We start from the raw sequence: 12,942 nt of genomic DNA, 5'->3' as shown, positions 1-12,942 counted from the left end.
TGCTGTACTTAAAGCAGATCGGTTACCGCAATACCCAAGCCCAGGCGCTGAATGTGTGCGTTGTAGTCAATCAAGCTCTCGCCATAGCCATTAAAATATTGAACATAGCCTCGCACCCGTGAGGAGCCAAGCAAAGGAAACGACCAGTCGAGCTGTACCGCACCATGGTTGTCACTGTTGAAGTTGTTACGGGTCATAAAACCAAACTCATGGTCGCCGTGACGATAAGCACCGCTGAGCTCAAAATAGCCCATGTACTTGTGAATATCCGGGTTATCATCCCCTTTTGCCGCCAATGGCTCCGGCTTGTCGTCTTCTGGCAGGCGATACCAGGGTTTGAAACTAAACACGAAGCTTTCATATTCCCAGATAAAGTTTGCATAGAGGCGGTTCCAGGACCGAGAGTTTGGCTGGCTGCGGCCATTTGACTGGTGTGATGCGCCTAAAATGATGGCCATCTCATCGCCCCACAGCACATTGTCATCATTGAGGAAGTTGACCCAGAAGATCTCCGGCTCGTAATTGGTTTCACGGAACGGGGAGGAGATATCTTTGTTGTATAGCTGCCAGTAAGATTGCAATGTGACCCCAACATACACCGCCTGATCTTTGTCTTTAAAATGGCGATAAAGGGGCACTTTCATCGATATTTGGTATTTGACTTCCATGTGGTCGAGTGGCTCCCCTTCTTCTTCCTGAATGGCCTTTAAGCCATCAAAGGGGCGAGAGTTAGGGTTTTTGACATAGGTCACTGGCAGAATATAGTTGCGATTGTGCGGTGTCAGCACATTGCGGTTGTTTTCTGTGACCATTTCCCGCGCCATGCGGCGATCCAGTTTGCTGAGGTGGGTCTCTTGCAGCTTCTGACAGTAGAGTTTGAGCTGCTCAATCGTTTGTTGTTGATCACCCGCAATGATCTCATTCAGTACACATTGCTTTATCAACTCCAGATCGTCCTTCGCGTTTTGTTCATTGGCGAGCAGGGTAGAAGGGGCCAGTAAAGATAAAAAAGCGAGTAGCCTGAGTTTCATAGGCAGTGAAGTCCTTAGTCAAAAGCAAATTATCACCATAGTATCATGGCAAAGAAAAAACTAAGAAGGGCAAAATTGTCAGCAATATATTTGGTCAAGCGGTACTTGGTTGATTTTTGTTCATCTTGGCGCTAGGTTAATTAAGCACACTGCATAAAAGGAGATTGAAATGAAAATATCACTGAACAAAAAAAGTATTAAGCAACTGAGCAATAACCAACAGCTGGACCTGGCTCAGACACCGAACGTAGCTGGTGGTGCATCGGGCCACCCGGCTTGTGAATCACTGGGTTGTGATACTGCGGTGTTCCTTGGATGTCCGACTGGTCGAGATTGTTATTCTGGCCGCTTTGAGATCTGCATGCCAGATTAATCCCAATTTCACTTAATATGTGCTCATTTTGACGGAGCAAATATGACGCTATCTACGTTAAAAATTTCTTATTTAGAATATTAACTTAAGGTATAAGTTCGCAAATTTTTGCCTCGCCTCTATGGACCTAGTTGCCTCAGCGATAGCAGGGCGCGGTGTTATCGACTTTATTTTCTCGCCTCAAAGTGGCACAGTTAATTAAACAAATTGGTATAAAAAGGCCGGCGGCAACTTAGGTTGCCGCCCCACCTTAGCAAGTGAGGGTTTGCTCACCTACTCTCACGCAATCGTTGCTTCGCTCTGTATGTCATCGAGCCGGAGTATTGGCCAATACAGGTGGCTCCACTACAGTTCATAGTAGTTGGTGAAAAATTTATATAATTCAGTGCCCTGGTTGACACTGGCTGAGGCAAAATGCAGTATCGCAATGGCATCTTGTGCCAATGTGAGGCTGTGCAGAGGCGTCTCGGATAAATACTGTTCCATGCGCAAAATGCGCGCAATACACTCCCCTGCTTTAATGTGTTCACCGAGCTGCGCTTTATATTCCACCATGCCACCCATAGGCGCATAGAAAGTCAGGTAATCTTTCAGTGCGCAGGCGTAGCGTTTGATGTTCTTTGGCTGATGATTGCCATCTGCTACCACTTCTTTATGAGTCAGGTAGCTGAGAATGCTGTTGGCATCATGCACGGCTTCATCCAGATCAATTTTTTCCTGTGAACCCAGTTCAACAGTAAAGGCTTCAACGGGCACGGCCAAGTCGCGGCCTTGTACTTTTAAGGCAGTGCTGAGTTGCCACCAGGGACAGAAGCTGGCTTCATCCATTGCACCGTCAAATTCATTGGGGATCAGCAGCACATGGGGAATGTCAAAGTAGCGCGCGCTGTCTGTGGCGTATTCCGGGCAATATAAGTGTTTTGCTGAGATAGGGCCGGTATGCAGGTCCAGTACGATATCAGCCTGATGCGCCAGTTTTTGTAGTGTGAGTGCAATGCGCTTGCCAGTCGTCAGTGTATGTGCCGGCGCGTCGAGTAACGCATCGGTTGCCTGACCCAGCTGTTCACGGAAGGCGGCGATAAGTACCGCATCTGAAGCTTCACCGTGCTCAGCAAGGCAGCGCTGTACCTGATCACTGTGATCATGATACATGCGATTCCAGTTCATGCCGGTAATAGGGTCAAATCTTCCGAGCGTAAACTCCCCCGATTTTTGATTACAGCCGATCGGGTTGGCATAGGGCACCAGGGTAATGTCACCAGCCAGTGTAAGGTGTTTTAATTGTTCAAGCAGTGCATAGATCACCGCATTACCCTGTACTTCCGCGCCGTGCATATTGGCCTGAATGTACACGCTCGGGCCTGTGTCATTACCTTGCAAACGATAGACCGGGATGGTCAAAGGCAGGCCATTGGCGATTTCCCCAACCTGAATATGTTGCTGTGTGATAGTGTTCATGGTTACCTCAGATAATAGTCGGCGGTTTCGCTGTGACGAATACAGTACAATTGACCCTGAGTGAAAACATACTCTGCGGGTAGCTCATGACACAGAAAGTACGGCATACTTTCTGTGAAGCCATAGGCTCCACACTGGTCAAACACCAGCCAGTCGCCATAGTCGAGATCATCAGGCAAATTATGCGAACCAAGGTGATCCAGGGCTGTACATAGTGGGCCATGTAAATGATATTGGCGCTGAGCAGTATCAGATGCACGCAGTGCCTGCACCGGAAAAGCCTGACTGGTCACGGCCGGTCGCAACAAGTGGTTGATGCCACCTGCAAGGATGAGCTGATGTTCACCATAATTGCATTTTTGTTCCACCACCGGGTTAAGGTAGTAGCCACACTGCGCCACGGCAAAGCGACCCAGCTCCATCCATAATTCTTGCACCCCCGCTTCGGCTTTAATTTTGGCCAGGCTAGCGATGACCTGATCCCAGTCGAGTGCCTGCTGGCCTGACTCGTAAGGCACCCCTAATCCCCCGCCCAGATCTAAGATCCTCAGGCGCATACCCAGCTGTTGGCTCAGCTTAGTCAGTGGGGGGACCATCTGTTGCCACAGGCTGGCCAGTTTGGAGGCGTCGAGCATGTTGCCCCATTGAAAAATATGCAGGCCTGCAAAATCCAGCGCAGGATAGTCGCGTAAAGTCAGTTGTTGCCACTGCTCACAGCCGAGCCCAAATGGGGTCAGGCTGTCGCCGCCTAGTGGATTTTTGTCTCCTGCCGGCCAGCGTAATTGAACGCGAAGCAGCACAGTTAACGTCTGTTGACGCTGTTGTGCCGCGTCGTTCAGCCAGCGCACTTGATTCAGGCTTTCAGCAACGAAGGTGGTGACGCCAGCATCGAGGAAATGGCGGATCTGGGCCGGGGATTTAGCCGGCCCAGTGTTGAGTACGCGTTCGGCCGCAATGTCCTGGGCCAATACCTGTGTGAGCTCTCCCCGGCTGGCAACATCAAAGTTGAAGCCCGCGGTGTCCAGTGTTTTGAGGACACTGGATAACGGGTTGGCTTTAACGGCATACCACAGCTTGACCACATTTTGGGTGGTCAGGTGATTAACATGTGCGCTCAGTGCATCCAGGTCGTAGACGAAGAATGGGATGTCCAGGTCAGGGCACAGTGCAGTCAGTTGCTCACGCAGTGGCGTACTCAGTGTGGTCATTAGCGTAGTACCTCTTCGAGTTCTAACGACGCATCACTTTGTTCGTCACGGTATTTTACAATCAGTGCACAGGACATGCTCAATCCCTGTGCTTTGGCCCAGTCACTGGAGGCTGGACGCGACCCCGGGATCACAATGGCAAAAGGCGGAATGGCTTCCCCTTTTTCCAGGGTACGCTCATTCACGCAGTCATACACTGGAATGCTGGCAGACAGGCGAACACCCGGTGCCAGCACCGCACCGCGTTTTACGACTACACCTTCAACTAGCACACAGCCCGCACCAATGAACGCATCATCTTCAACTACTACCGGGCTGGCACCGACTGGCTCTAATACGCCGCCAATCTGAACAGCAGCGCTTAAATGCACATTTTTACCAATCTGGGCGCAAGAACCAACCAGTGCATGGCTGTCGACCATAGTGCCGGTGTCGATATATGCGCCAATGTTGACATAGGCTGGCGGCATGATGATGGTGCCAGAAGCAACATAAGCGCCACGACGCACGCTGCTGCCTCCGGGGACCATACGGACCGCATCTTCGGCGGCAAAACCACGTGGGGCAAGATTGTCTTTGTCTACAAAACCGCCCGGGTATTCGGTATTTTGACCCGCACGGAAGGCTGCCAGAATACCTTCTTTGACTTCGACATTAGCGTGCCAATTGCCGTGTTCATCTTGGTTCGCAGCACGTTGTGAACCATTTTCTAAATTATCTAATAGTGTTGACCAGGTCATAGGGAGCCTCTTAATTCCAGGATAAAATCTGTTCGTTCGCAGCATTCAGTGCCGCATGATTGGTTAATTCCAGGTGCGTGAGCGGTGGCCTCAGATGGGGCGTCGTGAGCGTGCCCTGCAAATGCATCAGTGTCTTTACCGGGATAGGGTTGGCAACGGCAAACAAGCTGCTGATGGCATCGGCCCAGGTAGTGAACAGGTTAGGACTGGTGCCGCTTAACGCACGGCGGACAAATTCGGCAGTTTGGCCAGGCCAGGCATTCGATGCCACTGACACCAATCCGGCCGCGCCTGCCTGTGCAAAGTAAGGCAGCAATGCATCATCACCGCTGTATATCGCCAGGCTGGGTAAGGCACGACGAAATGCTTCAAACGTGGCAATATCGCCGCTGGCTTCTTTGAGCGCCCACAGGTTGTCATGATGTGCCAGGTTCGTTAGCACTTCAGGTGCTATGGCAACGGCACTGCGCCCTGGCACGTTGTATATCATGCAGGGGACGTTTGCTGCGCTGAGCAGGGCATCAAACCAATGGGTCTGACCAACGACACCGGGTTTGGCGTACAATGGAGAGCCAAGCAACAGCGCATCGATGGGTTGCGTATTACAAAACTCGACCCACTCCAGCTGGGCCGCCAGATTGATGCCGCCGACGGCAACCATAATGGGGACCTGAGGTGCAAGCGAACAGACAAACTCAACGATTTTTTTCTGCTCGGACAGAGTCAGGGCAAGGCCTTCACCGGTACTGCCAAGCAGCAAGATGCCATTGTTGGCTTCAACTTGCTGAGCAACGAGTTGCTGTAAACTGTGATAATCGACCTGATCGCACGCGTCAAAAGGTGTGACAAGGGCCGTCCATAACGGGTAGTCAGATAACTGATCAGATAACTGAATGTGTGATTTCATCTCTACCGAACTTCTTGCTGGTCCGGTAGTCAGGAAAGCGTCCTACTCCGAACCGTTTAAAATTCGAAGAGCAATGGACTTAAAAAGAATAGGCTGCTGGCCATATTGTTTCTAAGACCAGAAGCTCTCCACCAAATGTGTTGGTGACAGTCGCTGGGATTCAACCCAGTCGCCCGAAGCAGTACGCAAGCAAAGCGCAGTGCTTCTCGGCGTTAATTCCCCTCTTTGAATTTCACAGGAGTTTGCTCTCCTCCATTCAAATACCTGAATAACGCACCTCTTCCAGCCCTAAGACGTCCACACTTTTTAGATGCATGGCCGTCTGGATAAAATAGGGTACGGGCGCATTGAAACATTTTGGCCGTCTGGGTGTCAAGTCACTCTCAGCAAAAGTTTGAAATTTAATCTAAACTGGGAAAGAGTCTGGCGCTTGGATGATCCGGCTGGTTTTGGGAGGGATAATTTGGACAATCTGGTTACACGCTATCGCCTGAAATACCTGGTCGCACTGGTGATCATGTTGCTGGTGTTGACGATGACGACTGGCCTGACTTTGTATCTGCTGGATCAGCAAAAACAGGTTGCCAGAGTGATCAATGTTGCAGGTATGCAGCGCATGCTGTCGCAAAAAGCCGCATTGCACCTGGAGTATGTCATCATCATGCGCGAACACAACGTGACGGCAGATCGTCAGGCACTGAACAATGCGCTGCAGCTTATGCAAGCCAACCATGATTTTTTGCTCATGCGCGATGGCGAGCAATACAAGCACCTCAATGCCGAGCTTTATCAATGGTATTTCGCGCAGCCGGGTGATTTGGACAGGCAATTAAAACAATATTTGGCGCTGTTGTCCGGCGTTGCCAGTCAGCCTGATTTAGATCAGAGCCAGGAGATCCATATCCGCTCTCAACTGTTGTTGCAGGGCTTAGATCATGCGGTGTTGTTGTTTGAGCAGTTTACCAATGAAAAACTTGAGAAACTGAGGAACCTGCAACTGCTGATGTGGTTACTGGGGTTGGCTTTGCTGCTCGCTGAGATTAAGTGGATATTTTTCCCTATGGAACGCAGCATCGCCAGCGCGATAGACCGCTTGCAGCAAACACGCCTGAAAGCTGAGCATGCCAACCAAAGTCGCGCCATGTTTCTGGCTCGCGCCAGTCACGAATTGCGGACGCCCTTGCAGGCTGTGCTGGGGTATCTGCACTTGTATCAGGAATCACAGCGTGACAGCTACCTTGCACAAGCGAATAAAGCAGCCCAGCAATTGAAGGCCTTGATCGCGTCTGTGGAGGACTACAACCGCTTGTCTGACGAACAGCAACCAGAGTTAAATTGTCACCCGGCCAGGCTGACCGATACTCTGGGTCAGCCTGTGGCCACTTATCGTCTGCTGGCCAGAGAGAAAGGCCTGGATTTTAGCTATCACTTTAGCAGCCACACGGAAAAAATATTTGCCTGTGATCATGAACGCCTGAGCTGGGTTATTGGTCAGCTACTCGACAATGCCGTTAAATTCACCGAGCAAGGCACGGTGAGATTGTCCGCCCGCGTGGAGCCTGTCAATCCGGAAGAGGATGAGTTCAACTGGCGTTTTTTCTGTGAAGTAGAAGACAGCGGGCCCGGATTTAATGTGGTGCAGATCAAAGCATCTGCGTCGGGCATCAGCCCGGATGGCCACCATTATCAGGGGCTGCAACTGGGGCTAGCCCGTTGCAACTTGTTGCTGGCGATTATGTCTGGTGAGTTGACTTTTTTACCCTGTGAACCGCATGGTACAAAAGCATCTTTGAGTTTGCCGCTGAAGCGACTCCCGGAGCCGGAGCCGGTAAGTGGACTGACCCACCATAAAGTGCTGCTGGTGGAAGACAATCAATTGAATGCCAAAATTATTGAAAAAATGTTGGATAACATGGAGCTAACCAGTATTCATGTGAGTCATGGGGGACAGGCCATTGAGGTATTGGCGCACCAGTCTTTTGATGTGATCCTGATGGACTTGAATATGCCGATTATGGATGGTTTTAAAGCCATTAAAGAGATCCGTCAGACGCTGATGTTGTCGACGCCAATTTTGGTGTTGACTGCGAATACCTCAGAGCAGGCAATTAAATCGGCCGTGCAGCTTGGCGCGACCGATTATTTGTTTAAGCCTGTTGAAAAGGGAGCATTGGAGCGCGCCCTGCACAAAGTGCTCACCCTCAGCGACGCAACTTAATGTTGCCAACACCGACTTCGATATCCAGGCTATGCTCCCCCTGGCCATGATAGCGTAAAGTTTCACCGACCATATTGCGTTCCGTTTCAGCGTTACCCGGCAAGTCAGAGAGCTTGGTTTTACCGACACCAGAATCGAATCGTACACGTCGGAAGTCTTTGGCGTCTGCTTCTATCGTGACATTGCCGACTCCCACTTCGACATCGGCGTCATTATTTAATCCGAGCAATTTAACATTGCCAACATCTACCTCGACATCTAGCTCCATTGACTCAGGGACTTTCACTGTCCAGTCCTGTTTTACATACTTACTGTTGAGGCTCAGGCTAAGCTCGTTGCCTGCCCGGCGGCTTGCCAGTTGCACGTCTTCCAGTGCATCCGTCACTTTATCTATGTCATGCTCGACGGGTTCGAGTTCAATGGTGACCTCGATGGTTTTGCCTGAATGCGTTTGTGTTTTTAATTTACCAATAGGAAACTGGATCTCGAGCTCTGTGCTGTCGGCCAGTTCAAAGGTCTGTGTTAGTGTGCGTGTCTCTTTAGCCTGAGTGGTGGCACTTAGCACCAACAGTGCCGCAGTTATCAGATTTTTTCTCATCCTGTTGTTCTTCCATTCTGTCGTTTTGATATCTGTATGACGCGGGTTAAAACACAAAGGTTTAAAAGCAATGTAAATAAAGTCGCTTTTAAGTGCATTACTTGACCCGTTGAACGGTGAACCCTCGTGCTGTCAGCTGAGTAAGCAGTCCATGCTGCTGTGGTAAATGTAGCGCACCCACGGCGATAAAATGCGCTGATTTGGCCAGTCTGGGTGTCAATGTCGCTACCCAGTTGTTATTACGTTGAATGAGCATGACTTGCTCGGCGTGCTGGCCATACTCGGAGTCATCAAAACTCAGTTTATAAAAGGTATTTAGTTTCTGATAATTGCCTTGTTTCCAGGCTGTTATCATTTGGGTGAAGTATCGCTCAAAGTCCTCAACCTGCTTCAGTGTGTCGGCAATCATGGCATCGTTTTGATCGCCCAAAGTACTGAACAAGGTCAGCTGTTGTTCCAGACTTTCCAATTCCATGATGGGCTTTTTGATGCGGGTGGCATACTCGATTATTTGCTTATCAATGCCATAGTCTTCACTGAATCCCGCTTGTTGATACTCGAGTCGCAGAATGGTGAGCATAACAGACCAGGGCTGATAGCTTTCAAACAGCGCGATATCGATTTTGCGCTTAGAGAGATAATCTTTTACTTGTTTATAAGTCACCGTAGACAGGCTGGTTTGAAGTGTATTCCCTGGTTTTTGCAGCATAAAAGGTAAGGTTTTGCGTTGTAGCTCCAGGGGGCTAATGGCTTCGGTATTGAGCTCGACGACCACTGTTTGACTGCTTTTTATAGCGGCTTTTATACGCGGATCCAGGCCGTGCATTGTGCTATCTCCAACGTGTACAGTACCAAACAGGTAAGACGTGATGCCGTTTTTTTCTACGCTCCATAGTGCAGGTTGTGCGATAGCAATCTGGCTGAGGAGTAACAAAAAGAGTGTAAAGATAAACTGTGTCAGGCGAATAAAGTGAGGCATGGTTCCCTCCAAATGTTCAAAACTGGGCACATCATAATCAATTCCCGGAGTAAATCATAAAAATTTAATGTTGTGATGAGCAAGAATGAATCGTGTGGGAAAAAACACTCACTTTAGTTTATTCCAGGTGGTGTGTTTATATTTGGTATTTTTTATCCTTATTTTGATGTTATTTTGAATTTTGTTTTGTTTTTGTGCAATTCAAGTAAGGAAATGAGCATAATTTTTAGGGTTGACTTGTTGGGTGGCTACGGGTTAATAATAGAAAAAGAGCACAACAGAGCGCTTAGCGCACGTGCAAGGTATTCGTTTTTTCAGAAGAGCAGTGACATGTTAAAAACAGTTTCTCTACTAGTCGTGATTATCAACGTGGTGATTATTATTACCGCGGGGGCTGGTTAGTGCTGTTCGAAAAGTATTAGCAAAAAGCCCCCCGCACTGAAAAGTTCGGGGGGCTTTTTCGTTTTAGGGCCAAATTCAAATTCAAATTCAAAGACAAAGGGCAATGGGCAAAACAATGACAGGCGCACAATTGGTAATAGACATGTTAGTAAAACAAGGGGTGAGTTCAGTATTCGGGTATCCGGGTGGTGCCATCATGCCGATTTACGATGCGTTATACGGTGCGCCACTAAAGCATTACCTGACGCGTCACGAGCAAGGCGCAGGGTTTGCTGCGGTTGGCTATGCCAGAAGCACAGGTAAGCTGGGTGTATGTTTTGCTACTTCAGGTCCGGGCGCAACCAATCTGGTGACGGCGCTGGCTGATGCCATGATGGACTCAGTGCCCTTGCTTGCGATCACCGGACAAGTTCCTACCGCAGCGATTGGCTCAGATGCTTTTCAGGAAGTCGATGTCTTGGGTATGTCGTTGTCTTGTACCAAGCACAGCTTTATGGTCGAGCGTGGTGAAGACCTGGCTGAGGTGTTGCAGGAGGCCATGCACATTGCGCAATCGGGCCGCCCCGGCCCGGTATTGGTTGATATCCCTAAAGACATTCAACAGGCACAGGTCCCTGTTCATGGTTGGCAGGCCGAAGCGCACCAGCCAGCTCCGCTGTCGAGCTTTGAGTTGGACAAAGCCAACGAGTTGTTAGCTCAGGCGAAAAAGCCGGTTGCTTATGTGGGGGGCGGTGTTCACAGTGCAGATGCACAAGCTGAGTTGATGGCTTTTTTGCAGCGTACACAGATGCCAGCCGTGTCGACCTTGAAAGCACTTGGCAGTGTAAAACCTGATTATGCCTACGACCTGGGTATGTTGGGAATGCACGGTGGTCAGGCAGCCAATCTGGCAGTGCAAGAATGTGATTTGCTGGTTTGTATCGGTGCGCGCTTTGACGACCGGGTAACCGGCAACCTGGCCAAGTTTGCCGCTGCGGCCAAAGTGATCCACCTGGATATTGACCCGGCCGAAGTTGGTAAGCGTAAACCCGCTGCGGCTTCACTGATCGCCGATTTGAAAGTGTCGCTGCCTTTATTACAGGGCGAACTGGCTCCGGCGCCGTGGCGTGCTCATATCAGCGCACTGGCTGAGCAGCACGCCTGGCGCTACGACTACCCCGGCGACAAAGTGTTTGCACCTTATTTGCTTAATCGCCTGAGCCGTTTGATGCCGGATACTGGGGTGGTGTGTTGCGATGTGGGTCAGCACCAGATGTGGGTGGCACAACATATGCGCTTTAGTCACCCAAGTAATCACCTGAGCAGTGGGGGAGCTGGGACTATGGGGTTCGGTTTACCGGCTGCCATCGGTGCTCAGGTTGCCCGGCCTGATGATATGGTGATCACGGTCTCTGGTGATGGCTCCATCATGATGAATATTCAGGAGCTGGCAACGATACGGCGCAATAACTTACCGGTCAAAATTGTCATTCTCGATAACCAACGTCTGGGTATGGTACGCCAGTGGCAGCAGCTCTTTTTTGATGGCCGCTATAGTGAGACCAATTTGTCAGACAATCCGGATTTTGTACAACTGGCGGCAGTGTTTGGGATCCCGGGGCAGACCATCACCCGTGCCGATGAGGTCGATGGTGCAGTTGATGCACTATTGGCTTCCACGGGACCTTATATATTGCACGCTTGCATCGACGACAAAGAAAACGTCTGGCCATTGGTACCGCCAGGCGCGGCTAATCATGAAATGATGACGCAATCGCAGCAGCAAAACTAAACTTATTTCCTTTGACGGAGCGAATACCATGAAACATCAACTCACCGTAGCGGTAAACAATCAAGCCATCGCAGTCGAGCGTTTTTTACGCGTCGCCCGTCATCGCGGGTTTCGCCTGACGCAACTGGAGCTCCAGGGCCACGAAGAGTTATTTCACGTCAAAATGACAGTAGATAGTGACAAACCTATCTATCTATTGACGTCACAATTAAATAAGCTTGTTGAAGTGCAATCAGTCGATCTGCACACACTACAGCAGGCAATATAATAAATAAGGTTTTAAATAATGACACAAACTTCACAATACATTTGGCACAACGGCGAATTGATCCCATATGAGCAAGCAACCACACATGTGCTCAGTCACGCCATTCATTATGGTAGCTCCGTATTTGAAGGGATCCGAGCGTACGATACGCCAAAGGGTCCGGCTATTTTCCGTCTGAAGGATCACATTCAGCGCTTATTTGACTCGGCCAAAATCTATCGCATCGAGATCCCTTACACGCAGGAAGAGATTATGCAGGCGTGTAAAGCCGCGGTGGCTAAAAATGGCTTCACCAATGCCTATCTGCGTCCATTTGCCTTTTTAGGTCACGTTGGTTTGGGGGTGCATCCAAAATCACACCGGGCCGAGGTCACTGTCGCGGCGATGGAGTGGGGCGCATATCTGGGTGAAGGCAGCCTGGAAAATGGGGTTGATGCCTGTGTTTCCTCGTGGCAGCGCCTGGCACCGAATACGATGCCAACTGCCGCAAAAGCAGGTGGTAACTATTTGTCATCTCAGTTGATCACCGCAGAAGCCAAGCGTCACGGTTATGTTGAAGGTATCGCACTGGACGTAAACGGCTATCTCAGTGAGGGTGCTGGCGAGAACCTGTTTGTGATCCGTAAGGGCATCATCTATACCCCGCCAACCACGGCGAGTATCTTGCCGGGCCTGACTCGTGACACCATCATGCATCTGGCCAAAGCGCGAGGCTATGAAGTCAGAGAAGAGCCAATCGCTCGTGAGGGTCTGTATCTGGCAGACGAGTTCTTTATGGTGGGCACTGCGGCTGAAGTGGTACCGGTGCGCAGTGTTGATCAGATCCAGGTGGGTGATGGTCAGCGCGGACCTATCACCGCAGAATTGCAGCAGGCTTACTTTGATTTGGTTAAAGGACAAAGTGAGGATCCGCAAGGCTGGCTGGATTACGTAAACGAATAAAACCGGCACATTAACGCTTACACGCCGGACTGACTGGGTCCGGCATA

General features: G+C 50.0%; 12 protein-coding genes and 1 riboswitch. Of the genes, 5 read left to right on the top strand and 7 right to left on the bottom strand.

The features are described 5' to 3' along the window. Positions 1-8: 8 nt before the first annotated feature. Positions 9-1,031, bottom strand: coding sequence for a phospholipase A (locus AT705_RS10615; protein ID WP_058796564.1), 1,023 nt, complete (start codon positions 1,029-1,031; stop codon positions 9-11). A 169-nt stretch (positions 1,032-1,200) separates the two neighbouring features. Between AT705_RS10615 and AT705_RS10610 the strand changes: the two genes are divergently transcribed. Next, complete coding sequence (locus AT705_RS10610) at positions 1,201-1,404, top strand: hypothetical protein (RefSeq protein ID WP_058796563.1); 204 nt, start codon at positions 1,201-1,203, stop codon at positions 1,402-1,404. A gap of 345 nt (positions 1,405-1,749) precedes the next feature. Here the strand turns inward: AT705_RS10610 and AT705_RS10605 are convergent, their stop codons facing one another. From AT705_RS10605 to dapA, 4 genes are read right to left on the bottom strand one after another with little or no spacing between them, the layout of a single operon-like run. Continuing rightward, complete coding sequence (locus tag AT705_RS10605; RefSeq protein WP_058796562.1) at positions 1,750-2,862, bottom strand: succinylglutamate desuccinylase/aspartoacylase family protein; 1,113 nt, start codon at positions 2,860-2,862, stop codon at positions 1,750-1,752. Between the two features lie 2 nt (positions 2,863-2,864). Continuing rightward, complete coding sequence (locus tag AT705_RS10600) at positions 2,865-4,070, bottom strand: PLP-dependent decarboxylase (protein ID WP_058796561.1); 1,206 nt, start codon at positions 4,068-4,070, stop codon at positions 2,865-2,867. Then, on the bottom strand, positions 4,070-4,810 hold the full coding sequence (locus AT705_RS10595) for a 2,3,4,5-tetrahydropyridine-2,6-dicarboxylate N-succinyltransferase (protein WP_010383780.1): 741 nt from the start codon (positions 4,808-4,810) through the stop codon (positions 4,070-4,072). Before AT705_RS10595 ends, AT705_RS10600 begins: the two co-directional genes overlap by 1 nt. Before the next feature lie 10 nt (positions 4,811-4,820). After that, positions 4,821-5,717: a 4-hydroxy-tetrahydrodipicolinate synthase gene (gene dapA / locus AT705_RS10590; RefSeq protein ID WP_058796560.1), complete on the bottom strand. Its 897-nt coding sequence runs from the start codon at positions 5,715-5,717 to the stop codon at positions 4,821-4,823. A 113-nt stretch (positions 5,718-5,830) separates the two neighbouring features. Beyond that, a riboswitch (Lysine riboswitch) is annotated at positions 5,831-6,007 on the bottom strand. Between the two features lie 104 nt (positions 6,008-6,111). Here dapA and AT705_RS10585 point away from each other — a divergent pair. Then, on the top strand, positions 6,112-7,935 hold the full coding sequence (locus AT705_RS10585; protein ID WP_167551983.1) for a response regulator: 1,824 nt from the start codon (positions 6,112-6,114) through the stop codon (positions 7,933-7,935). Here the strand turns inward: AT705_RS10585 and AT705_RS10580 are convergent. Together AT705_RS10580 and AT705_RS10575 are read right to left on the bottom strand one after the other, a co-directional pair. Then, a complete protein-coding gene (locus tag AT705_RS10580) occupies positions 7,919-8,533 on the bottom strand; it encodes a hypothetical protein (protein WP_058796558.1) in 615 nt (204 codons plus the stop codon). The two genes, AT705_RS10585 and AT705_RS10580, sit on opposite strands and share 17 nt — an antisense overlap. A 97-nt stretch (positions 8,534-8,630) precedes the next feature. Then, entirely contained in the window at positions 8,631-9,512 is an 882-nt protein-coding gene (locus AT705_RS10575) for a TraB/GumN family protein (protein WP_058796557.1), read from the bottom strand. A 517-nt stretch (positions 9,513-10,029) separates the two neighbouring features. On the opposite strand from AT705_RS10575, the gene ilvG reads away from it, so the two are divergent. The 3 genes from ilvG to AT705_RS10555 are packed head-to-tail and all read left to right on the top strand — an operon-like array spanning position 10,030 to position 12,895. After that, entirely contained in the window at positions 10,030-11,685 is a 1,656-nt protein-coding gene (gene ilvG / locus AT705_RS10565) for an acetolactate synthase 2 catalytic subunit (RefSeq protein WP_058797977.1), read from the top strand. Positions 11,686-11,713: 28 nt separating this feature from the next. Then, on the top strand, positions 11,714-11,953 hold the full coding sequence (gene ilvM, locus AT705_RS10560; RefSeq protein ID WP_010383772.1) for an acetolactate synthase 2 small subunit: 240 nt from the start codon (positions 11,714-11,716) through the stop codon (positions 11,951-11,953). Positions 11,954-11,971: 18 nt separating this feature from the next. Then, complete coding sequence (locus AT705_RS10555; RefSeq protein ID WP_058796555.1) at positions 11,972-12,895, top strand: branched-chain amino acid transaminase; 924 nt, start codon at positions 11,972-11,974, stop codon at positions 12,893-12,895. Positions 12,896-12,942 lie beyond the last annotated feature (47 nt).

The sequence above is a fragment of the Pseudoalteromonas rubra genome, assembly GCF_001482385.1.
GTDB lineage: Bacteria > Pseudomonadota > Gammaproteobacteria > Enterobacterales > Alteromonadaceae > Pseudoalteromonas > Pseudoalteromonas ardens.
The sequence above is the reverse complement of the archived record's forward strand: the minus strand, read 5'-3'. Positions and strand labels throughout refer to the sequence as shown.

What these genes read in the sequence shown, in the direction of transcription:
- AT705_RS10615 (WP_058796564.1), bottom strand. Translation starts at nt 1,031, where the DNA reads ATGAAACTCAGGCTACTCGCTTTTTTATCTTTACTGGCCCCTTCTACC.
- AT705_RS10610 (WP_058796563.1), top strand. Translation starts at nt 1,201, where the DNA reads ATGAAAATATCACTGAACAAAAAAAGTATTAAGCAACTGAGCAATAAC.
- AT705_RS10605 (WP_058796562.1), bottom strand. Translation starts at nt 2,862, where the DNA reads ATGAACACTATCACACAGCAACATATTCAGGTTGGGGAAATCGCCAAT.
- AT705_RS10600 (WP_058796561.1), bottom strand. Translation starts at nt 4,070, where the DNA reads ATGACCACACTGAGTACGCCACTGCGTGAGCAACTGACTGCACTGTGC.
- AT705_RS10595 (WP_010383780.1), bottom strand. Translation starts at nt 4,810, where the DNA reads ATGACCTGGTCAACACTATTAGATAATTTAGAAAATGGTTCACAACGT.
- dapA (WP_058796560.1), bottom strand. Translation starts at nt 5,717, where the DNA reads ATGAAATCACACATTCAGTTATCTGATCAGTTATCTGACTACCCGTTA.
- AT705_RS10580 (WP_058796558.1), bottom strand. Translation starts at nt 8,533, where the DNA reads ATGAGAAAAAATCTGATAACTGCGGCACTGTTGGTGCTAAGTGCCACC.
- AT705_RS10575 (WP_058796557.1), bottom strand. Translation starts at nt 9,512, where the DNA reads ATGCCTCACTTTATTCGCCTGACACAGTTTATCTTTACACTCTTTTTG.
- ilvG (WP_058797977.1), top strand. Translation starts at nt 10,030, where the DNA reads ATGACAGGCGCACAATTGGTAATAGACATGTTAGTAAAACAAGGGGTG.
- ilvM (WP_010383772.1), top strand. Translation starts at nt 11,714, where the DNA reads ATGAAACATCAACTCACCGTAGCGGTAAACAATCAAGCCATCGCAGTC.
- AT705_RS10555 (WP_058796555.1), top strand. Translation starts at nt 11,972, where the DNA reads ATGACACAAACTTCACAATACATTTGGCACAACGGCGAATTGATCCCA.